The sequence below is a fragment of the Sulfitobacter sediminivivens genome (assembly GCF_042611115.2).
GTDB classification, from domain to species: domain Bacteria; phylum Pseudomonadota; class Alphaproteobacteria; order Rhodobacterales; family Rhodobacteraceae; genus Sulfitobacter; species Sulfitobacter sediminivivens.
The window spans coordinates 1-21,894 of the sequence record NZ_JBHGAR020000008.1 but is presented as its reverse complement, the minus strand read 5'-3'; the positions used below and the strand labels follow the sequence as shown (position 1 = coordinate 21,894).

At 55.1% G+C, this 21,894-nt stretch carries 21 protein-coding genes; 10 read left to right on the top strand and 11 right to left on the bottom strand.

Annotation, left to right across the window (positions count from 1 at the left end; genetic code table 11):
* Positions 1-105 precede the first annotated feature (105 nt).
* Together hemC and ACEWL3_RS10085 are read left to right on the top strand one after the other, a co-directional pair.
* Complete coding sequence (gene hemC, locus ACEWL3_RS10090; RefSeq protein ID WP_386183438.1) at positions 106-1,056, top strand: hydroxymethylbilane synthase; 951 nt, start codon at positions 106-108, stop codon at positions 1,054-1,056.
* A gap of 319 nt (positions 1,057-1,375) precedes the next feature.
* The gene (locus ACEWL3_RS10085) at positions 1,376-1,723 is read left to right on the top strand and encodes a hypothetical protein (protein ID WP_435000810.1); all 348 of its coding nucleotides are present in this window, start codon (positions 1,376-1,378) and stop codon (positions 1,721-1,723) included.
* Positions 1,724-2,056: 333 nt separating this feature from the next.
* Here ACEWL3_RS10085 and ACEWL3_RS10080 read toward each other — a convergent pair whose 3' ends face one another.
* The 5 genes from ACEWL3_RS10080 to speB all read right to left on the bottom strand — a co-directional run bounded on the left by ACEWL3_RS10080 (position 2,057) and on the right by speB (position 6,164).
* Positions 2,057-2,839 carry an amino acid ABC transporter ATP-binding protein gene (locus ACEWL3_RS10080; RefSeq protein ID WP_386183442.1) on the bottom strand — a complete coding sequence of 261 codons (783 nt, stop codon included), beginning with the start codon at positions 2,837-2,839 and terminating at the stop codon, positions 2,057-2,059.
* Between the two features lie 30 nt (positions 2,840-2,869).
* Positions 2,870-3,550: an amino acid ABC transporter permease gene (locus ACEWL3_RS10075; RefSeq protein WP_386183444.1), complete on the bottom strand. Its 681-nt coding sequence runs from the start codon at positions 3,548-3,550 to the stop codon at positions 2,870-2,872.
* Positions 3,551-3,559: 9 nt separating this feature from the next.
* The gene (locus ACEWL3_RS10070) at positions 3,560-4,222 is read right to left on the bottom strand and encodes an amino acid ABC transporter permease (RefSeq protein WP_386183446.1); all 663 of its coding nucleotides are present in this window, start codon (positions 4,220-4,222) and stop codon (positions 3,560-3,562) included.
* 84 nt (positions 4,223-4,306) lie between these two features.
* The gene (locus tag ACEWL3_RS10065) at positions 4,307-5,152 is read right to left on the bottom strand and encodes a transporter substrate-binding domain-containing protein (RefSeq protein ID WP_386183448.1); all 846 of its coding nucleotides are present in this window, start codon (positions 5,150-5,152) and stop codon (positions 4,307-4,309) included.
* A gap of 34 nt (positions 5,153-5,186) precedes the next feature.
* Complete coding sequence (speB, locus tag ACEWL3_RS10060; RefSeq protein WP_386183451.1) at positions 5,187-6,164, bottom strand: agmatinase; 978 nt, start codon at positions 6,162-6,164, stop codon at positions 5,187-5,189.
* An 84-nt stretch (positions 6,165-6,248) separates the two neighbouring features.
* On the opposite strand from speB, the gene ACEWL3_RS10055 reads away from it, so the two are divergent.
* A complete protein-coding gene (locus ACEWL3_RS10055; RefSeq protein ID WP_386183454.1) occupies positions 6,249-7,178 on the top strand; it encodes a LysR family transcriptional regulator in 930 nt (309 codons plus the stop codon).
* Positions 7,179-7,580: 402 nt separating this feature from the next.
* On the opposite strand, the gene ACEWL3_RS10050 is transcribed toward ACEWL3_RS10055, so the two are convergent.
* Positions 7,581-8,507 (bottom strand): LysR family transcriptional regulator, encoded by a 927-nt coding sequence (locus ACEWL3_RS10050; protein ID WP_386183457.1) that lies wholly within the window; start codon positions 8,505-8,507, stop codon positions 7,581-7,583.
* A 203-nt stretch (positions 8,508-8,710) separates the two neighbouring features.
* Between ACEWL3_RS10050 and ACEWL3_RS10045 the strand changes: the two genes are divergently transcribed.
* Positions 8,711-11,146: a GcvT family protein gene (locus ACEWL3_RS10045; protein ID WP_386183460.1), complete on the top strand. Its 2,436-nt coding sequence runs from the start codon at positions 8,711-8,713 to the stop codon at positions 11,144-11,146.
* Between the two features lie 288 nt (positions 11,147-11,434).
* Here the strand turns inward: ACEWL3_RS10045 and ACEWL3_RS10040 are convergent, their stop codons facing one another.
* The 4 genes from ACEWL3_RS10040 to ACEWL3_RS10025 all read right to left on the bottom strand — a co-directional run bounded on the left by ACEWL3_RS10040 (position 11,435) and on the right by ACEWL3_RS10025 (position 15,207).
* Positions 11,435-12,013, bottom strand: a complete 579-nt coding sequence (locus ACEWL3_RS10040) for a hemerythrin domain-containing protein (RefSeq protein WP_386183462.1) — start codon at positions 12,011-12,013, stop codon at positions 11,435-11,437.
* Between the two features lie 155 nt (positions 12,014-12,168).
* Positions 12,169-13,194, bottom strand: a complete 1,026-nt coding sequence (locus ACEWL3_RS10035; protein WP_386183465.1) for a TRAP transporter substrate-binding protein — start codon at positions 13,192-13,194, stop codon at positions 12,169-12,171.
* A gap of 26 nt (positions 13,195-13,220) precedes the next feature.
* A complete protein-coding gene (locus ACEWL3_RS10030) occupies positions 13,221-14,396 on the bottom strand; it encodes a cytochrome P450 (RefSeq protein WP_386183468.1) in 1,176 nt (391 codons plus the stop codon).
* Between the two features lies 1 nt (position 14,397).
* Positions 14,398-15,207, bottom strand: a complete 810-nt coding sequence (locus tag ACEWL3_RS10025; RefSeq protein ID WP_435000808.1) for a GntR family transcriptional regulator — start codon at positions 15,205-15,207, stop codon at positions 14,398-14,400.
* A 510-nt stretch (positions 15,208-15,717) separates the two neighbouring features.
* Here ACEWL3_RS10025 and ACEWL3_RS10020 point away from each other — a divergent pair.
* The 6 genes from ACEWL3_RS10020 (at position 15,718) to ACEWL3_RS09995 (ending at position 21,419) form a co-directional block, all read left to right on the top strand.
* Complete coding sequence (locus ACEWL3_RS10020; RefSeq protein WP_386183472.1) at positions 15,718-16,812, top strand: TRAP transporter substrate-binding protein; 1,095 nt, start codon at positions 15,718-15,720, stop codon at positions 16,810-16,812.
* A gap of 109 nt (positions 16,813-16,921) precedes the next feature.
* Positions 16,922-17,512: a TRAP transporter small permease subunit gene (locus tag ACEWL3_RS10015; protein WP_386183474.1), complete on the top strand. Its 591-nt coding sequence runs from the start codon at positions 16,922-16,924 to the stop codon at positions 17,510-17,512.
* A gap of 30 nt (positions 17,513-17,542) precedes the next feature.
* Complete coding sequence (locus tag ACEWL3_RS10010) at positions 17,543-18,910, top strand: TRAP transporter large permease (protein WP_114880655.1); 1,368 nt, start codon at positions 17,543-17,545, stop codon at positions 18,908-18,910.
* Positions 18,907-20,247 (top strand): amidase, encoded by a 1,341-nt coding sequence (locus tag ACEWL3_RS10005; RefSeq protein WP_386183476.1) that lies wholly within the window; start codon positions 18,907-18,909, stop codon positions 20,245-20,247. The genes ACEWL3_RS10010 and ACEWL3_RS10005 overlap by 4 nt, the downstream gene beginning before the upstream one ends.
* A 15-nt stretch (positions 20,248-20,262) precedes the next feature.
* On the top strand, positions 20,263-20,457 hold the full coding sequence (locus ACEWL3_RS10000) for a hypothetical protein (RefSeq protein WP_114879497.1): 195 nt from the start codon (positions 20,263-20,265) through the stop codon (positions 20,455-20,457).
* A complete protein-coding gene (locus ACEWL3_RS09995; protein ID WP_386183478.1) occupies positions 20,454-21,419 on the top strand; it encodes a 2-hydroxyacid dehydrogenase in 966 nt (321 codons plus the stop codon). The genes ACEWL3_RS10000 and ACEWL3_RS09995 overlap by 4 nt, the downstream gene beginning before the upstream one ends.
* A 310-nt stretch (positions 21,420-21,729) precedes the next feature.
* Here ACEWL3_RS09995 and ACEWL3_RS09990 read toward each other — a convergent pair.
* Positions 21,730-21,894 (bottom strand): ATP-binding protein (locus ACEWL3_RS09990; protein ID WP_435000849.1); only part of this gene is annotated, 165 nt, incomplete at its 5' end.

Sequence of the window (21,894 nt, the reverse complement as noted above, 5' to 3'; positions counted from 1 at the left end):
GTGCAGGCAGCAAATCCTTCTCGAAAGCATCTGTTGCTGGTCGTTTCCTGTTGTTTTCTTCCAGTTCCCGTTGTCGGGACAGATATACCGGTTTAGGGATGGCGCATGCGATATTCTTTGCCCACCCCCGCCCAACCTTTCAAGATCGGCACACGTGGCTCGCCGCTTGCGCTGGCGCAGGCCCATGAGACCCGCGCGCGGCTTGCCGCAGCCTTTGATCTGCCGCATGAGGCGTTTCAGATCGAGGTGATTTCTGTCACCGGCGACCGGGTGCAGGATCGCCCGCTGAAAGAGATCGGCGGCAAGGGCTTGTTCACCCGCGAGATCGAAGAAGCGATGCTGGACGGCACAATCGATATTGCGGTCCATTCGATGAAAGATATGCCGGTTCTGCAACCCGAGGGACTGTTGCTCAACACATATCTGCCCCGCGAAGATGTCCGCGACGCGTTCATTTCCCTGAACGGAAAACCGTTGGGTGATCTTGTCGCTGGAAGTGTCGTGGGGACGTCCAGTTTGCGGCGACAGGCGCAGTTAAAATTGCGCAGGCCAGACCTTGAGGTGGTGGAGTTTCGCGGCAACGTGCAGACCCGGTTGAAGAAACTGGCGGACGGTGTGGCCGACGCCACGTTTCTCGCCATGGCAGGGTTAAATAGGTTGAAAATGGACGACGTGCCAAAGGTTGCGATCGACGTCGGTGATATGCTGCCCGCGATCGCCCAAGGGGCCATCGGGATCGAACGCCGCGCTGATGACCACCGCGCCGCTGATATGCTGGCCGCGATCCATGATGGCCCTACCGGTCAGCGGCTGGCGGCCGAGCGGGCGTTCTTGGCGGAACTTGATGGGTCATGTGAAACGCCAATTGCGGGACTGGCGGAGTTGGATGGCACGACCTTGCGGTTGCGCGGCGAAGTGATACGCCCGGATGGGTCCGAGGCCAAAGGGGACGATATCACCGTGCCTGTTGAAGATGGGGCCGAGGCAGGTCGCCAGATGGCGCGCAAACTGTTGACGCAGGCTGGGGATGGCTTCTTTGACTGGCGGTCAGCCTGAGGTTTACGCAACGGATCGCCGAAATCTGATGTTGTTTCTGGCGCGACCGGTGCTGTGGGGCAGGGCGCTGTTTGCGCGTTCCTGAATTAGCGACCAGAAGTTCAATGACATGCGGCCCACCATCACCTCTGTAAACCTGCGGAAAAAACGCGGGATCAAAGTTTCGCGAAAAAGCGGAACTGGGCATCTCAAGGGCCAATTTGCGCGCGCATGTGGCTTTTCAGAATTGGCCGCCACCGACATTGTTGGAGAATTGCGGGCTGGAGGAAACATTTAAGCAGACAGTGCATTTGGCAAAAAGAAGCCGAAAAAGAACCATGTGGGCAAGCCGAAGACGGGCCTTCACATCGTGAGTGATGGTTTGTTGGCAACAGACATCACTGCGTCGAAATATCATTCCGATGTGTCAATTTGCGGTACAGATGTTCGGCTCTGCGCAGGAAGTCGGCCCGAGAATGTCCCATTGATTTGTCCCTCAGATACAGCACGGTTCTATGCACATGCGCTACGAGACCTGATTGAGACAGCAGATACCGATGTGAATCTCGCTGTTAGCCTTCTGGCAGCACGGCTCGTTGTGCTTTATTCGGCAATGTTGTCATCTGGCACGTCGGTTGCGCCGCTTGCGCCCTATGCCGCAACCTTATTGCGCAGACTAATCCGTTGAAAACCACAGTGCTGTCCTGTCAGTTTGGCATGGACGCCTTGGCCGTCCACATTTCTTTGTCTACGACCCTGCAATTCTGGGGGTACACGTCACATGGGTGCAGATCGTCCTGTCCCTTGTAACGGCCGTCGTCGGTCGCATCCGCGCAAGTGCCGCGATGATGGGCCATTTCGCAGGTCGCCGGCTTTTTGACGATCGGATACTGCCCGACTAGGCGGGGGCGGCCGGAAGGCAAATCATGCCTGCGCACAGACTCTCCGCAGGCACCCGGAAACGCAATTCCCGCATGAGGCCGCAGTCTAGTTCGGCGAGGTTTTGTCAACTGCGGCGAAATCAATGCTGCAGGATTTGTTGCAGAAATTTTTGTGTTCTTTTGTTTTGAGGGCTACCAAAGAAAGCTTCTGGGGCGGCGCTTTCGATAATTTGACCCTGATCCATAAAGACCACGCGGTCTGCCACCTTGCGCGCAAAACCCATCTCGTGCGTGACGCAGATCATCGTCATGCCCTCGCTTGCCAATTCCTCCATTGTTTCAAGAACCTCGTTGATCATTTCGGGATCAAGCGCTGAAGTTGGTTCATCAAAGAGCATGATCCGAGGCTGCATGCACAGCGCCCTCGCAATCGCGACGCGTTGTTGTTGTCCGCCCGAAAGCTGGCTTGGGTATTTATCCGCCTGATCCGGGATCTTGACCTTTTCCAGATAATGCCGCGCGAGGTCCTGGGCCTTTTTGCGCGACGTGTTTCGTGCCGACATCGGGGCCAACACACAGTTCTCCATCACCGTCAGATGCGGGAACAGATTGAACTGTTGAAAGCACATGCCCACCTCTGAACGGATTTTGTCGATATTCTTAACGTCTTCTGTCAGTAGGATGCCATCGACAATGATATCACCGTCACGGTGTTCTTCCAGCCGGTTGATGCAGCGGATCAAGGTGGATTTCCCCGACCCCGAGGGCCCGCAGATCACGATCCGCTCGCCAGCGCACACGGTCAGGTTGATGTCCGTCAGCACCTGAAAATCGCCGTAGAACTTATTCATGTTCCGAATTTCGACCATGACTTTTGATGCAGGGGATGCAGGATCCGATTTGGATGTCTGTGAGATTTCCATTGGTTTGATGTCCTTTTGACGGGTTGTGCCCTAGCGGATGGCCACGGAGTTTCTTAGATCATCGGTATCGACATGAGACTGCAACATGCTGGTCAGCTTCAAAAACACGGTGCAGATGATCCAATAGATCACGGCGATAGTGGCAAAGGTTTCCACAGGTGTGAACGTACGCCCGTTGATGTCATGGGCGGCATAGGTCAGCTCTGCTACCGTGATCATCGACAGCAGGGAGGATTCCTTGATCATCGTCAGCGCAATGTTGGTGCCGGGCGGGAACACGTAAGTGTAAAGCTGCGGGAAAATGACCCGCCGCATGTAGAAACCGTATTTCAGGCCCAGAGCTTTGGCCGCATCAAACTGACCCTTGGAAACGGCTTCGACCCCGCCGCGAAACACTTCGGCAAAATAAGCCCCGCCATAGATCGACAGACAGACAAAGCCGGTGGTCAGCCCCGACAGGCGGATGCCATAAAACGGCAACGCATAGAACATCATGAAGATCAGGATCAGCAGCGGGATGTTCCGCATCAGCTCGATATAGGCGATGGCAGGCCAGCGCAGCGGCCGCCGTTGGGAGATGCGCATAAGACAAATCACGACACCGATGAATATCCCGACCGGGATCGCAATGAACGAGATGAGCAGCGTGTTGAAAACACCGTTGATCAGAATATCCCGATTGTCCCAGATGGCTGCATAGTCGAATGTCATGGGACGCTCCTACAGGCGATATTTCTGTGATTGCCGCTGGAGATATTCTCCGTATTGGCTGATCGAAAAGCAGATGACGAAATAGATGAAGGCCGCCAGCAACAGGACTTCGACAGGGCGGAAGGTCTCGTTATAAAGCATCTGCGAAGCGCGGGTCAGTTCCACCAGCGTGATGGTAGACAGAAGCGGCGTGATCTTGATGACCATGGTGAATTCATTGACCAAAAGCGGGATGACTGAATGAAACACCTGCGGCAGAATGATCTTGAACCAGACCTTGCGTTTGGGAAGACCCAATGCCTCGGCAGCTTCCCATTGGCCACTTGGTATACGGCTTAACCCGCCGCGCAGTATTTCCGCGACATAGGCACCGCTGTTGAACCCCACGGCCATGATCCCGGCAGTAAACGGGCCGATGTTGATGCCGGTCAGCGGGGCCAGTGCATAGTAGAACACCAGAATCTGAACCAGCGCCGGTGTGCCCCGAATAAAACTGCCGTAGATCCGAACGAAGGTGCGTAACAGCCAGAACCGGCTGTTGCGCATCAGCAAAAGGCCGGTCCCCACGAAAATCCCAACGCAACACGCAATCAGTCCAACAAATATTGTATAAAGCGCCCCCCACAACAGGGGGCCGGATTTTGGTATGATTTCGATGAACTGCAGGTCCATGGGCGAGTTATTCTCTTTCAAAAAAAGCCGCCCGGACTGGTCTTTGGACTTGAGGACAAACCAATCCGGGTCGGAAGTAGACGCTCAGAGAGCGCCCTCGGGGAGGTAATCTTCGGGCAGGTCCATCTCAAATCCGAACCACTTCATCTGCAGCTCTTTGAGCGTTCCGTTCTGCTCAAGTTTCGCAAGTGATTCATTGATACGGTCGCGCAGATCCGCCCCATTCGGGTGCGCGACCCAAGCAAACAAGGTGCCACTGCCGATGTTGGCAAGTTGCGCAAAGGTATCGGGGCGCTGTTCCTGCATTGTCGCCAGCGAGAACGACGGGATCGTGCCGATGTCGATCTGCCCGCCAGCCAGTGCGAGCCGCATATCGTCTGTGGATTTGAAACCGCTGATGCTGGCGAAACCCGATCCGCCAGTGGCTTTCAGCTCAGCGTCGAGGGCTTCGACTTCCTGTGCTTGCGAGGACCCGATTTCGACGCCAATGATCTTGCCGTTCACATCCTGCAGGCCGGCCAGTCCGTCATCGCCATGCCGCTTGACCAACATGGTCTCGGCCACGGCGAGCGGGCGGGTAAAGGCGTATTTGTCCACGCGGTCTTCCTTGATCGCCACGGAGGTGGCGACAAGATCGTATTTGCCCGCCAGAACGCCGGCCAAAATGCCGTCCCATGGCAATTGCAACTGCTCAAGCTCAACCCCCATATCTGCCACGATCAGGTCCAGGATATCCTTGCCATAGCCGACGACCTTGCCGTCTTTCAGGAATTCCATCGGGGGATAGGCGACCTCTGTCGCGACGGTGATCTTACCGTTGGCCGTCACCGCCTCCAGAACGGACCCTGCGTCGACCGGGCCGCACAAGACCAAGGCGGTCGCACAGGCCAACAGACCTTTGGTCATTTGACGTCTTTGCATATGTTTCATTTTCGTCTCCCTAGGGGTTGCTTTACTTTGGTTGTTATTTGGATCGCGCATCACAGGCGGGTGCCAGAACGCACAAAAGTTCAAACATGATGGAGGCACCGACCCATGCCGTACCGCCTGAAGGGTCAAAAGGCGGGGATACTTCGACAAGGTCCGCGCCAATCAGGTTAAGACCCGCCAGCGCGCGCACCATCTGCTGCGCCTGAAACGTCGTGAAGCCGCCAATTTCCGGGGTTCCGGTGCCGGGCGCAAACGATGGGTCGATCCCGTCGATGTCAAAGCTCACATAGGTCGCTTGGTCACCGACAATATCGTGGGCCTCCTGCATGACAGAGGCGATACCGCGCTCGAACAGCTCTTCGATTTCAATGATCCGAACCCCTTGATCCAGCGCCCAGTCAAAATCCGTTGTTTCGTATTTTACACCGCGGATACCGATCTGGATTGTGCGATTGGGATCAAGGAATCCTTGCTCGATTGCGCGTCGGAAGGGGGTGCCATGGGTATATTTGCTGTCGCCAAAATAGGCGTCATTCATATCCGTGTGGGCATCGAAATGAATCATCCCAACCGCTTTGTCACGGCCAAGCGCTCGCAGGATCGGAAAAGACACCAGATGGTCCCCGCCGGCTGAAAGGGGTGTGATCCCCTTGTCTGACAGTTGATTGTAAAAACCGGTGATCAGATCAAGGCTTTGCATGATGTCCATGGGATTGACTGGCGCGTCGCCCAGATCTGCGCAGTTCACCAACCGAAACGGGTTCACACCGCTGCGCGGATGCGTTGTGCGGATCATGGTCGAGAGGTCCCGCAACTGACGCGGCCCGTGGCGTGGCCCAGGTCGGTTTGAGGTGCCGCCGTCAAACGGAACCCCGACAATCGCAATGTCGGTCTTGTTCGCCTGCGGGTCTTCGATTTCGATATGTGGCAGACGCATGAAAGTCGGCATCCCCGCAAAGCGCGCTGTCTTTAGCCCCGGAATAGGTTGGAATGCCGGATTTTTTGGCTGCATGCGTCATCTCCCTTGCTGCTGTTGTGGCAGAAGTTTACACAGGTCATTTATTTGATAAACGTCGACTTATAGGAAATCAGTTTGATGAAAGGCGACGTAATGCCAAACCGATCCATCGCCGATATTGACGTCAAATTGCTGCGTGTGTTCTGCACCATCGTGGAATGCGACGGGTTCTCTCAGGCGCAGTCCGAGCTGAACCTCTCGCGCTCCACGATCAGTACCCATATGGCAAATCTGGAAACGCGGATTGGGTTCAAACTGTGTAGCCGGGGGCGCGCCGGGTTTGCGCTGACGGCACGTGGTGGCGCGGTTTATGAGGCCTCTCGTGCCATGCTGTCCTCAATTGATGCCTATCACGGCCAGATCGTGCAGTTGAAAGAAGGCATAGTGGGTGAAGTTGCAATTGGCGTTGTTGACAATCTGATCACCAACACGGAATGCCGCCTGCGTTATGCCATTCGCAATGCGCTTGCAGCCCACAAGGGTCTTCGCATTGTGTTACGGATCGGACCGCCAGACCAAGTTGAAGAGCAACTTGTCAGAGGGCAGACCCAAATGGCCATTTCGCCAAAGTTTCCGACCCGAAAAAACGTATCTCAAAGCACGCTATTCATTGAAAAGCAGCGGTTGATCTGTGGCAAAGGCCATCCTTTGTTCACCGTTCCGGATGATGAAATGACACGCGAGCTGATCGCAGAGCAGGATTTTGTACGGCGCGGCTTTGTCTCCGTGCTCACCCCATATTCCACGTTTTTCAATCGACCTGCTCTGGCGGTTTCCCATCAGATGGAGGGGCTTGCACATTTCATACTAAGCGGCAATTGCGTGGGTTTCCTGCCCGAGGTTTACGCCAACTATTGGGTTGACCGGCAAGAGATGCGTATCATCAGGGCAGATCAATTTGGCTTTGATGTGCCGATCTGCCTGTCACGCCACGAAGGTGCGCAACAAAGTTTGGCAGAGTCCCATGTCTACGAAACCATACTGAAGGTCCATAGTGCAACGGTCTGATTGAGAAACGTCCAAATATTGCGCACTTAATAGAATGATCCGCGGTGCTGAATCCGCGAAATCCGTTTTCTGTTCCATAGCGGCCAAGCAAGGCTGTCATTGGAGCAAACGACCCGAAGCTGCGGTATATCCCCGACGCGCTTGCTGTTTTTGATTTCAACGAAAGGGTCGTTTCAGCCTTGACCAGAGCCACGCGTATGGCTGGCCGGTCCGGCGATATCCTCGGCACTGCAAAATGCGAGATGCTGCTTCTGCGATGGTATTTTGCATTAGCGGTGGCCGGGTCAACGAAAACCACCTTTGGACGTCGGTTTCGAGCCATTCGTCATTGTGCTGAGCGATGAACGAATGACCGCCAGGTCATCTTCTTGAACAATTTGGCATGTTCCAATTTCGGCGCAGTTAGGCTTTTGGAACAATCAAATCGGTGCCCAATTCCCCTTTAAAAGATGCAGCGCAATTATCAACGAACATTTGCACCAGTCTTCGTTTTGGCCCCGGTGCAAACCCAAGCGAGAGAGTGACGCCGCTTGTGCTATCGGCGATTGGCACGCAGCTTATGTTGCTTCCAGCGTAGCTCGGGACGTCACGCGGCTTCATGTTCAAAAGGGAAATCCCAATCTTGGAGGCGACAAGCGAACGAACCATTTCGGTCGAATTTGCGGTTGCGACAATACGAAGGTCTTTCTCCCCTTGATCGAGGACTTCCAGATAATACCCGCGTGCGGCGGGCCGGTCCAAAAGGATAAGCGGCTCGGATACGATTTGGGAAACTGTCACAGTGTCAAACTGCGCAAGAGCATGATCTGCCGGGCACAGACAATAGGTGGGTGCAAAGATAAGTGGTTGCGCTTCAATTTGCGGATTTGGCAATTCTTCGACAAACAGGATCACATCGAATTTTCCGTCTAGCAATCCCTTCTGGACCGACACGTTGTCGCCTTCCGTAAATGTAAAAGTCAGATCGGGATGGGCGGCAAACATCTGCGCGGTAAGCGTTGGCAGAAAAGCCGGGGCGATCGGTGCGTTGTAGCCGATCGCCAAATTGCCTGACAGGCTTGATTGCAGGTCAGAGATGCCTGTCAGTAACGTATCATACCTTTCCAACAGATCATCGATGCGCCGCCCGACATCGCGACCTGCCAGCGTGGGGAATATCCCCTTGGCCCGCGCGCGGGTAACAAGCGTCATGCCGAAAGCGGCTTCCGCTTGATCAAGAGCTGCGGCAATGGCGGACGGCGTCACATGCATGGCATCCGCAGCGCCCGTGATACTGCCAAGCCGCAAGGCCGCCTGTACATAGCGCATCGCGCGAAGAGAGAGAGTCATGCGATAACCTCACATTTTCCGAGATATTATCTAAGAAAAAAGTATTTTTCAAAGGTTTGTATTTTTGTGAAGGTCCAAAGCGCCGTCCATGATCACTGAATCATGAACTATCTTTGACGCATTGATTCACCGCGATGTCCGAGCCGGAAATCGTTTCCGATTTACTCACCATCGCCCCAAGGGCCACGAAACGGGAACCTGCCATGAAATCCAGAACCAAAGTTGTCGTCATCGGCGGTGGCATCGCAGGCTGCTCGACCCTCTATCATCTCACGCAAGAGGGATGGTCCGATGTCGCTTTGGTCGAGCGGGACGAACTGACCTCAGGCACCACTTGGCACTCGGCCGCGCAAGTCACAAACTTTGGCATGACCCAGACGATGGTCGGCCTCAAATCTCACTCCATCGCGCTTTACAAGAAATTGCGTGACGATCCCGAATATCCGGTAGGGTATCATCACGGCGATGGCGGCATCCGGTTGGCCAACACCGAAGCGCAAATGCAGGGCTATCGGCATTTCGCCTCGATGGCGCGCGGTATGGGCGTGGAATACCAGGTTATCGACGCGGAAGAATGCGCCCGTCGTCATCCGTTGATCTCGACCGACAACCTGCTTGGTGGGCTTTGGGATGGTGAGGACGGTGATATCGATCCTGCCCAACTCTGTCAGGCGCTGGCCTTTCACGCACGCAAAGCGGGCGCTGAGGTCTATCGCAATACCCCGGTGACCGGCCTGACCCAGCACAAGGACGATACGTGGACTGTTCACACGGAACATGGCGACATAGATTGTGACATCGTCGTGAATGCCGGCGGCTATCGCGTCAACGAAGTGGGCGCTATGATGGGCGTGCAGCACCCAGTCGCCTCGATGGAACATCAGTATTTCATCACAGAAGACATCCCCGCGATAGCAGCGGCCGGGCATCGCATGCCTTTGCTGCGCTGTCCGATCTCGGATTATTATTCCCGTCAGGAAAAGGGTGGTCTGCTAGTTGGGTTCTATGAACAAGGCTGCAAAACCTGGGGTATGGATGGGATCAGCCCAAGCTTTTCCAACGATCTATGTCCTGATGATCTGGATCGCGTTATGGACGTTCTCGAAGGCGCGTTCGAGCGGATGCCCGCACTTGCAGAGGTCGGCATCAAACGCGTCGTTAACGGCCCCATCACCTATACAATCGATGGCGCTCCTTTGGTCGGGCCCATTCCGAGCAAGCGCAATGCATACTGCATCGTCGGTTTGCGCGCGGGCTTGGGTGAAGGCGGTGGCCATGGCTGGCTTCTGGCCCAGCAAATTGTTCATGGCGAAGCTTGCTACGATACTTGGGTGATCGACCCACGCCGGTTTACCGGACACGCAACCGTGGAGCTTACTGCACGTAAGGCGGTTGAGGAATATCAGAACGAATTCCGGTTCTATTTTCCGCATGAGCACCGTCCAGCAGGCCGTCCTGCCAAGACGACGCCACTCACCCCTGTTCTGGCCACAGAAGGGGCCGAATTCACCGTCGTGAACGGATGGGAGCGTGTCGATTACATCAAGCCTTCACCGGATTTTCACCCATCCCTGAGCTTCAACTTCGACGAGGCATTCGACGTGGTCGCGGCCGAAGTGAACAACGTCGCCACAAACGTGGGCTTATCAGAGGTCAACGGCTTCAACCGGATTGAGATTACTGGCAAGGGCCGACACGCATTCCTTGACCGAATGATCTGCGGGACCGTCCCAAAGCGCGAGGGGCGCGTTGGATTGGGCTATCTGCTGAACGATCATGGCTGCATCAAAGGTGAGGCGACGATTGCCAATTTGCCCGCCTCGGATCGTGGTCCTGAACGGGTCTGGTATGGCTCAGCGGCTGCATCAGAATGTCATGACATGGATTGGCTCATCGCACACCTCTTGCCGGACGAAGACGTGCAACTGCGCAGCCTGACCAACGATCAAACGATCCTTCTTTTGGCTGGTCCAAAAGCGCGCCTTGTGCTTTCCGCCTGCGCACGCGGCGACTGGTCAGCCACTGCGTTTCCTTGGTTGTCCGTGCGCGAGTGTTGTATCGGTTTTGCACCGGCTACAGTTATGGGCGTCAGTTTCTCAGGCGAATTGGCCTATGAAATCCATGTGCCCAATGCCTCACTCTACGCCGCCTATCTGGCTTTGCGCGAGGCCGGTGAAGCATACGGGCTCAAACTCTTTGGTGCCCGCGCAATCGACTCCATGCGCTTGGAAAAAGGGTTCCTGCACTGGAAAGCGGACCTGATCACAGAGTTTGATCCGTTCGAGACAGGACTTTCTCGGTTTGTGAAGATGGATAAGGGTGAGTTTATTGGCAAAGCGGCACTGCTCGAACGACAGGCCGCGGGGCCAAAAAGCCAGTTGGTAACACTGGAAATCGATGCGACGCACGCCCCTGCACATCCGGGCGCATCTTTGATGAGTGGCGATAAAGTGGTCGGCACAATCACATCCGCAGATTATGGACATCGCGTGTGTATGAACCTCGCCTACGCCTTCGTTGTACCCGATCTGGCAAAACCAGGGGCAGCGATGGAACTTGATCTATGCGGGGAACGTGTTAGTGCGCATGTCATCAATCAAGCTCCTTACGATCCAAATTTCGAACGGATGCGGAGCTAATTGATGCAAGAAGGAAGTTTACGAAAGCAGCCGCAGGACAGGCCGCAGCGCAAGAGTTTTCTGTCCTGCGTTGCGGACGTCCAGAATAGTTGCTGTTTAGCACGCTAAGCGAAGCGGGGACACTCCAGGTGGCTGAGCAACACCAATAGCCGCCGATTTAGGACGCTGAAACGTCACGACCTCGACCGTCAGCAGTAGGGTGCAGCAGGTCGGTGAAAACCAAACGGATCGATAATTTCGAGATCAACTGAAGCATCTGAAATCTACGCATAGGTCACGGCTTCTGGCTTAGGTTAAATCCCCTGCACCATAGTGTAATATCACCGGCACGACGATTTCTTCCTCGTCGATCAGGTGCCGATCCAACTTTCTTGCGAGATCCGTGAGATTTTTTTGGAAATGTCCAATTCTGGCATCGCCAGCACTTTGCGCTTGAAGCGCGCCGTTCGCGTGTTTGGCAAAGCTATCAATGTGCCCGTCCAGCGCATGGTGGTCTTGATCCAGAAGTTCAAATGCGCGTGCAATACGGGCGTCTTTGCCACTTAAAACCGGAAAATAATGCGCATCTTCAATGCTGTGGTGCCCATGAAGTTCCTGCACGAAGGCAGATCCAAGCCGACCGGTCTGCTGACGAAACTGGGCAAGATCCATGCGTCGATCAAGGGTGTCTTCGGTTTGCGTCAACAATCGTTCCAAGATCCGGCGGAACATCATATGCCGATCCAGCCAAAAACGGATGAGGCCATCATACCCTGCGTGCGCCTCCCAACCGGCGCGGGGATAGTCCATTAGCAGGACCCTCAGCGCATCCGGCAATCCGGATCGCAGATCAAGCCGAAGCGCGTCACCTGATGCTGGGCTTACCATGTCATTGTCCTCGTTGGCGCGAGACGTTCAACTCGGCGCACTCTCTGTCATGCGGAATGTCCCGGAGAACCCCAGCCGATGCGTTCAAAACGGCTGTTCCGAACAACTGGCCGGATACCCCTGTGATACCCGGCCCATTGTTCTGTGCTTTCAAGTTAATCGGCATTTGTCGCGATAAAGTCTGTGGCACTCTGCACCAATGCGGCACCGTCCAGACCTTGGGCGTCCATTTCTGCGATCCAATCCGCAGTCACCTGAGCCCCCACTGCCATCCAGCGGTCCTTTTCACTGTCCAGTTCTGTAATGGCGTTGCCCGCATCCGTAGCGACCTTGCGCCCGATCACATCCGCGGCATCCATCGCCGCCCCGAATAAAGCTGACACCTCTGGACCCGAATTCGCGTCGATCACCGCCTTTAGGTCGTCAGGCAGGGCTGCATAGCTGTCTTTGTTCATCGTCATTACAAAAGTCGCCGTATAAAGCCCGGGTTTTGAGACGAAACCTGAGTGAAATTTGGCCAATTCACTCATCTTCAGTGGCAAGGTCACTTCCCATGGGATGATCGCGCCGTCGATCACACCCTTGGACATGGCTTCGGGCACGGCTGGCACCGGCATGCCAACGGGCGTTGCGCCCAGCTTATCAAGCAGCTGTGCGGTGACGCGGGTTGGACCGCGCAGTTTCTGACCCGCAACATCCTCAAGTGTTGTGACATTCTTGGTGCTGTGTATCCATCCCGAACCATGGGTGTGGAAGACAATCGGATGGGTGTCGCTAAATTCATCCATGCCGTTGGCAAGCACGTATTCATGAAACGCCTTGGACGAACCTGTGCTGCCACCTACCATAAAGGGCAGTTCAAACGCTTCGGTTTTAGGGAACCGGCCCGGTGTATAGCCAATAACGGTCCAGATGATATCAGCCACACCATCCGCTGCCTGATCGTAAAGTTCGGGAGGCGTGCCGCCCAATTGCATCGACGGGAAATGTTCGATTTTTATCCTGCCACCAGATTCCGTCTCAACCTTTTCGATCCAAGGCTGAATGGCATTGGCAGGGATCGTTGCCTGTATCGGCAACAACTGATGCAGGTTCAGTGTGACATCCTGCGCCCAAACGCCCGATCCTGGCAGTGCCAGAAGCAGTGTTGCTATAGCCGTTTTCTTGAGTAATCCGATCATTTCAATCCTCCCCGATTGAGCTGGTTCTACTTGAGTATAACTGGAAAACTCACCGCTCCGCGAAATCCGAAACCGCGAAAACGCACGATCGACGGGTCAGGCAGTGACATATTGCGAAAGCGGTCAAAAAGCCGTGGCAACAGAATGTCCGCCAGCATCCGACGAGCAATATGCTTGCCCAGACAAAAATGCGGTCCGTTGCCGAATGACTGATGGGAATGTTTGTCACGTCTTGCATCATAAAGATGACCGTCGCGCCAGACATCTTCATCATGATTGGCAGATGCCTGAACGGTCATCACCGTCTCTCCCTTGGCAATCATGATGCCCCTGATTTCAGTATCTCGGGTGACCAAGCGCGAGCTGACCTGAATGGGCGCGACCCAGCGTACCCCTTCGTCAAAAGCAGCACCCCATGCGCCCTCTTTCACAACATGATCGCGCTGGTCTGGATTGGTCAGCAATCCATAGAGTATGGTAAGCAACGCGTCGCGAGGTTCATTCAGACCGCCACCAATCGCAATTTTTATGTTCGCGCGGATCTGGCTTAGCGGGATTGGATCATCGGCGGTTACCATGGCGCACAGCGCACTTGGATTTGGGGTCGCCTTATGCTGTGGGATGAACCGATCCATACAGGCATCCATTTCGGCGTTGGCGCGGTCGCAATCCTCAAAAAGTGCCGGATTCCAGCCAAAATTTCCCGCCCCGTCGATCAAGGTCTGCGACCATCTTTGCATATCGTCGTCACTGGCATCCGGCAGGCCGAGCAGCTGCGCAAGACAGCGTGCGGCGAAAGGGCCTGCGAGGGCAGGGAACAAATCAACTGTCTCTCCGGTGGGCAGCCCGGCAATAAGGTCATCAGCAATTTTCTCGTAGATAGGCATCCAATAGTTGGAGATGTTCTTGGAGCTGTAGGCCGGTGCCATCGCCATACGTTCGCGCATATGCTCAGCACCATCTTTGCGCATGAGGGTGTGGGCCAGAAATGCGCGCCGCATCGGAGTATTGGGATCATCAGAACTAAAGATATCTGGATTGTCTTTGACCCATTTGGTGTCTTCTGCCTTGGTCAACATGATGCGGCCGACAGATTTAACCTTGATCACCGGATGCGATGCGCGCAACCGTTTGTAAATTGGATAGGGATCACGCACCAGATCTGCGAGAGCAATCTGTGTATCGACAGGCAGCGTCGTCATGTCACGAACCCGGCCCTCGTTCTGACGCAACCAATGCCAGCCCCGGAACCCTGGTTGAGAGCGTGGCTCGGGCCTTGTTCAGGTGGTTAAAGTTGATCAATGCAAGACGCGCGTGTTCGCGGGTCAGCGCCTCGGCACGGGCACCCTCTCCGCATATGATCGCATCCAGGATGGCACGGTGCTGTCGTTGCGCATACCGCAGTGAATCATGAAAATCAGGGATTACTTCCTGATCACTAAGAAACGCCGACGGCGATGCCAGCGGCAACAGGCTTATGCGGTCAATCTCTTTTTGAATGATGGGGCTGTTAGGAAACAACGCCAAAAGTGCATGAAACCGCGCGTTCTGTGTGACGTAGCGATCAAAGTCGAGCCCCCCCGCGCAGGTAAGCGCGCTGTCGATCTGGTCCAAAGCATCGCCCGACTGCGCCAGCAACTCTGCATCCACGCCCCGCTCAGCGGCCAAGCGCGCGGCGGTGCCTTCGATCACGCCGCGTATCTCAATGGCATCAGCGATGTCTTCTTTACTAAATGTCGCGACACAGCATCCACCGGTCTCGATCCGTTCCAGCAAACCTTCTGCAACCAACCTGTCCATGGCCTGCCGCAGCGGCGTTCGCGAGATGCCCAGTTGTTTGGCCATCGCCACTTCGGGCAATCGCTGCCCTCCGGCAAAATCGCCGCTCAGAACAAGAGAACGGAGACCCAAAAGGGCGCGGTCCAGTTGGCTAAGGTTTCGGATGGACATGGCAGGTTCCAGCGATCGCTTCACATGCGCGATCATGCGTTGTTCTTCAGAGATTGTATACACCTTAGTGAATTTCAAAAGCGATTCGGTCGTTTCACAGGGTTTTAAGGTCGGAATCTTCTAAGAATGTATACATTGATCACGCTGGATCTTATCCGAAGAAAATTGTTTGAGCCCTCAAATCCGCTTTGAAAACAAAACGAAAACCGGCGCGGTGACACTGGCCCACCTAAGAAACAGCCCTAGAAGATGCGCAATATCATGATAGATAACAGACCCTTAGGTGCAGCATGGCATTGGCGGTCCAGCTCTGTGCAACGCCAGTTCGCCCCGTCAATTACCGCAGTTTGGGCTGACACATGTGACGGCGCTGTGATTGCCTTTGACGAAGAAGTCCTTGTCTGAAACAGACTTGCCCCTAAAAGTAACTTCAGGCGAGGGATTGTGCCTCATCAAATCGTCAGGAAATTGCCGCGTTTTGATCGGAACAAGTTGAATACCTGAGCCCCAAAAAAGTAATGCGCGGACCGGACCAGAGATCCGGTACCTGCGTCAATTTCCTTGGGAGGAACTATGAAAAATTCTATCAACCGAAGAAAATTCCTGCGTGGTTCGGCCGTTGCCGGTGCCGCGGCATTGGCAACACCTGCACTTGCAGATGGTCACGGTGTAACGCTCAAGATGCAAGCTGCCTGGGGTGGCGGCATTTTCCTTGAGAACGCTCAGTCCTTTGCGGCACGCGTCAATGAAATGTCCGGCGGATCGCTGACCATCGAAGTGCTTTCAGTCGATTCCGTTGTCAAAACCAGCCAGATGCAGGACGCGGTGCATCGTGGAGTTCTGGATGCAGCTCATATGGTGACAGCATACTGGTACGGCAAATCCAAGACAGCATCGCTGTTTGGCACCGGTCCTTGCTTTGGCTGGTCGAGCCAGGAAGTGTTGGGCTGGATCTATGCTGGCGGCGGACAAGAGCTTTTTGATGAGCTGATGGCAGAACTGCAGCTCAACGTTGTTTCATTCTTCAACTCACCGATGCCAGCGCAACCGCTGGGCTGGTTCAATCAGCAGATCACCGACTCGGCGCAAATGAAGGGTCTGAAATACCGGACCGTTGGTCTGGCAGCTGACGTGATGCTTGAAATGGGCATGTCGGTTGTTCAGCTGCCGGGTGGTGAAATTCAGCCCGCGATGAAGTCCGGCCTGATCGACGCGGCCGAATTCAATAACCCGACTTCTGACCGTGATTTCGGTATGCAGGATGTCTCCAAGAACTACATGCTGGCGTCCTATCACCAGTCTCAGGAATTCTTTGAGATCACTTTCAACAAGGACAAGTTCAACGCTTTGTCACCTGAGCATCAGGCAATCATCAAGAACGCGTCAATGGCAGAAAACTCCGGGTTTTACTGGGGTAACACCAAACGCTATTCCGATGACTTGCTCAAACTCCAAGAAAGCGACGGAGTGGCGGTCCACCGCACGCCCGACAGTGTGTTGGAAGAACAGCTCAAAGCCTGGGACGTGGTGGCAGACCGCATCGCCGGCGAAGACCCGTTCTTTGCCAAGGTGATGGAATCGCAGAAGGCTTACGCCAAGGATGTGATGAACTATCTCAACCTGAACCAGCCTGACTACAAACTGGCTTACAACCACTACTTCAGCTGATTGTAAGATCAATTCGATAAGATGTCCGGGTTCCTTTTGGAGCCCGGACATCGTACGCTTGGGATTGCGCAAATTCTTACGGCCGATCTGTTAGGGGAGCAACAGACACATGAAATTTGTACATGCCATAGAGGGATTGAGCCTTTGGGTCGGACGCGCCTTTGGATGGTGTATTCTGATCCTGACGCTGTCAGTTTCGTATGAGGTTTTTGTCCGTTATGTCTTGAATTCGCCAACCGTCTGGGCCTTTGACATGATGATACAGATGTACGGCGCGCTGTTCTTGATGTGCGGTGCCTACGCTTTGGCGCAGGATACACATGTGCGCGCCGATGTGATTTACCGACTGTTCCCTGTCAAAGTGCAGGCAAGTTTGGACTTTGTACTCTACTTTCTGTTCTTTTTTCCCGGCGTTCTGGCCCTCGCCTGGTACGGCTGGGAAATCGCCTCCGACAGTTGGCGCTACAAAGAGGTTAGCTTTAACAGCCCCGCAAGCATCCAGATCTATTTTTTCAAGACGCTGATCCCGCTTTCAGGCGTTTTGCTTGCCATCCAGGGCATTGCTGAACTGGTACGCTGTGTGATCGCCATGCGTTCCGGCACGTGGCCAGAACGGCTGGCAGATGTGAAAGAAACCGAAGACCTGCTGACCGAGGCCGATCTGGAGGCAATCCGAGCCTTCGCTCCGGACAAGAAATAAGCCGCTTAGCGCTTCAAGAAAGATTAAATGATGTCAAATCCCGAAGTCGCCCTGATGATGCTTGGGCTGTTTATTGTCCTTGTTCTCCTTGGTTTTCCGATTGCTTTTACCCTGCTCGCGATGGGGGTTGCTTTTGGCTACTACGCCTATCACCAAGGCCACCCTATTGAGCAGTTTAGCGATATTTTCGACAATAATATCTTCTATCTGCTGAACCAGAACACCTATTCGGTGATGGAAAACCCGACCCTAGTCGCGATCCCGCTGTTCTTGTTCATGGGCTATGTGGTGGAGCGCGCCAACATCGTCGATAAGCTATTCTTCTCGCTCTATATGGCGGCGCGCAATTTGCCCGGAAGCCTTGCCATCGCGGCGCTGCTGACCTGTGCGGTGTTCTCTACCGCCTCGGGCATCGTAGGCGCGGTTGTCACGCTGATGGGGCTGCTCGCCTTTCCCGCTATGGCCAATGCGAATTACAACAAAAGCTTTGCCTCCGGGGTGATCTGTGCGGGGGGGACACTGGGCATCCTGATCCCGCCTTCCATCATGCTGATCGTCTATGCCGCGATCGCCGATCTGTCGCCCTTGCGCCTTTATGCTGCCGCAGTCTTTCCAGGTCTGCTGCTGGCCGGGCTTTATATCGTCTATGTAATCTTACGGGTCTGGTCGAACCCATCACTGGCACCAAAGCCAACAATGGAAGACGTCCCGCCACCCAAAGAAATCTACAAGGATCTGCTGTTCAGCTTCGTACCGCTCACAGTGCTGATCGCCCTTGTCCTCGGTTCCATCCTTGGTGGTCTCGCAACACCTGCAGAAGCGGCGGCAATGGGGGCCTTAGGGGGCATGGTGCTGGCTGTGCTTTACCGCTCAATGACATGGACCAAGCTTAAGGAAAGCGTTTTCTTGACGGCAAAATCCACAGCAATGGTGTGTTGGCTCTTTGTCGGGTCATGGACTTTTGCTTCCGTGTTTTCCTATCTCGGAGGCCATGACATAATCGCGGACTGGGTCGGCGGCATGGACCTTGAACCATGGGAATTCCTCGTGCTGGCGCAGATTATCATCTTCTTGCTGGGCTGGCCGCTGGAGTGGTCCGAAATCCTGATTATCTTCGTTCCAATCTTCCTGCCGTTGCTCGAGGTTTTTGGGGTCAACCCGTATTTCTTTGCAATGCTGATTGCGTTGAACCTGCAAACGTCCTTTTTGACCCCGCCCATGGCGATGTCGGCGTATTATCTAAAAGGGGTGCTCAAAAATCAGATCGAGTTGATGGAAATCTTCCGTGGTATCATGCCCTATCTGGGTATCGTGATCCTTACGATGGTGTTGATGTACATGTTCCCAGGCATCGCACTCTGGTTCCCGGACTTCCTGTTTGGTGAATACATCCCGTGATCAAGGACAGCTACAAACTAAGTGCAACCGAGGCGCTGGCCGCCAGCGCCTCGGGACGTCTGTCATCGGTCGAACTGGTGACATCCTGTCTTGCCCGGATCCAGCAAACCGACGGCGACATCAAGGCTTGGGCGTTTCTGGACCCCGATGCAGCCCTTGCGCAGGCGGCTGAATGTGATCGCATCCGCAAGGCTGGCATGGCAACCGGTGCGTTGCATGGCATCCCCGTTGGACTGAAAGACATCATCGACACTGCCAAAATGCCGACGCAGCGCGGTACGCCGATCTTTGCGGGCCGCAAGACGGATCATGTCGCACGGCTGGTCGAGCATCTGCGCGAAGCAGGCGCTGTCATCATGGGAAAAACCGTTACAACAGAGCTTGCCTTTGTTCACGCAAACGAGACGCGCAACCCGCACAACAACGCTCACAGCCCCGGCGGCTCTTCCAGCGGCTCTGCTGCCGCGGTAGCCGCCCAGCATGTGCCTTTGGCGATCGGTACGCAAACCAACGGCTCGGTCATTCGGCCAGCATCTTTTTGTGGCACGTTCGGGTTCAAACCCACACGCGGTGTGATCTCGCGCACGGGTCTGCTGCAAACCTCGGTTTCGCTTGATCAGGTGGGCTGTTTTGGACGGACCTTGGCCGATGTCGCATTGCTGACCGATGCCATCGGCAGCTATGATCAGCACGACCCCACCAGCTTTGCCCGCCCGCGTCCCAATATGTCAGCGGGGGCCGCAGCAGACGTGCCTGTCACGCCTGATCTTGCGTGGTTCAATCTGCCCTTTAACGATCGGCTGTCAGATGATGCGCGCGAAGGGTTGGAGGCTGTCCTCGATATCCTGGGACCCCAGGTTACGCGGATGGACCCAGCAGATACCTTGTCCAATCTGGTCGCCGTACAGGCCCGCATCCATGAATACGAGATTGCCCAGCATCAGGCTGAGGTCTTTGATCAGCACTGGGATCAGATCAGCGAAACGCTGAAACCAATCATCAGCCGCGCGCGCCAGATCACCAAAGCAGAATATGAAGACGCACTTGAGGTGAAAGCCTCTGCGGAGGCGTTCTTTGCTGATTTCTTTATCGAATTTGACGCCATCGTCGCCCCGTCTGCGGCGGGTGAAGCGCCCAGGTTCGGCGAGGGCACGGGCGATCCGATCTTTTGCACGCTTTGGACACTTGCCGGGTTGCCCTGTGTGAGCCTGCCGCTTTTGGTGGGCGAAACAGGCCTGCCAATCGGTGTGCAACTCATCGGCCCCATTGAAAAAGACGACCGGCTGCTGCGCACTGCGCGCTGGCTGCAGTCCCAACTTGCGCAAGCAGCGGATTAAGGAGAGGATCAACTTATGTCTTACGGAGTGAAACTGATTGTCGGCCTGATCGGAACAGCGATCTTTTGCATCTTCATCGGGGGGTTATCGAAAAGTATTTCAAGCGGCTTTGCGGGCTTCTTTGGTGGCTTGCCCTTCATGATCATCGCCATCGTTGTCTGCGGGATGGCAGTTTATGATTTTTGGGACGAATGTGTTCGAAAGAAATGAGCCGGAAACGCGTTTGGATCACCCGCCGTTTGTCTGACGCGACGCTGGAGCGCGCCGCGCGCGACTATGATGTTGTGATCAACCACGAAGACACGCCCGGCACTGCGCAAGACCTCATCGCGGCCAGCGCTGAGTTTGACGCAGTCATTCCGTGCCATTCAGAGCACTTCAGTGCCGATGTTGTCGCGCAGTTTGCGGATCGCCTCAGACTCAGAATCGTGGCGAACCATTCCGTGGGGGTGGACCATTGTGATCTGCCTGCCCTCAAGAAACGCGGCATCGCCGTGACCAACACGCCTGACGTGCTGTCAGATGCGACCGCTGAACTTGCCATGCTGTTGATGCTGGGTGCGGCGCGCAACGCCGTCGCGGGCGACCGTATCGTGCGCACTGGTGCCTGGGAAAGCTGGTCGCCGGCATTTATGGTTGGCAAACAGGTAACGGGTGCGCGGCTGGGGATCATTGGTATGGGCCGGGTCGGCCGTGCCTTTGCGGCCAAAGCACGTGGTTTTGACATGGAAATTCACTATTACAACCGTTCTGAATTGCCTGCCAACCAGGCACAGGGCGCTCGATATCACCGCTCAATAGAAAGCTTGCTGGGGGTCGCGGATTTCTTGTCACTGCACTGCCCTGCCACGGCTGAGACAATCAATCTGATGAGCGCCGACCGCTTCTCGCTGCTGCCTCAGGGCGCGGTCATTGTGAACACCGCACGCGGCGCGCTGATAGACGAAGACGCACTGCTACACGCACTGATTGAGGGACGAATATCTGCCGCAGGGCTGGATTGTTTTCAGGAAGAGCCGGGCGGAAACCCCGCGTTCGCCGCCCATGACAATATTTTCATGCTGCCCCACATCGGCAGCGCGACGCGTGAAACCCGTGACGCAATGGGTTTTCGTGCGCTTGATAACCTCGACGCCTTCTTTGCCGGGCAAACGCCAGGTGATCTGCTGTAATATTCGCGATCCCCTCGCGGCGGCAAAGTTCGGAGATGCTTTCCTCCCCGCGCGGTTCCGCCAATAGAATGCGAGTCTTCTCTTCAGGCGAATATGTCTGACGGATCTTACGGCGGATGTTCTCGAATACCTTCTTGGCAGCGTCTTTCGACGTCCGTGGCTTCTTCGTTATCTCGATCTCAACAGTCTAGAGCAGGTCGTAGTTCACACCGTTGGCCAAGTACTCCCAATCGTCCTGTGTTGATTTCCGCCGAGAAGTGACCCGGTATTTTCATCGAGATTTGACCCACCCTTGTTTGTGTCTCAGCGGTCATGTTGTGGTCAATGCTGGTGTCTCCTTTCTTGTTTTCTTTGCCGCCTCGGAACTGGCCTTGAAGCGGTAGCTGTCATTGCCGGTCTTGAGGATGTGGCATCGATGTGTGAGTCTGTCGAGAAGCGCGGTGGTCATCTTTGCATCGCCGAAGACCTGGGCCCA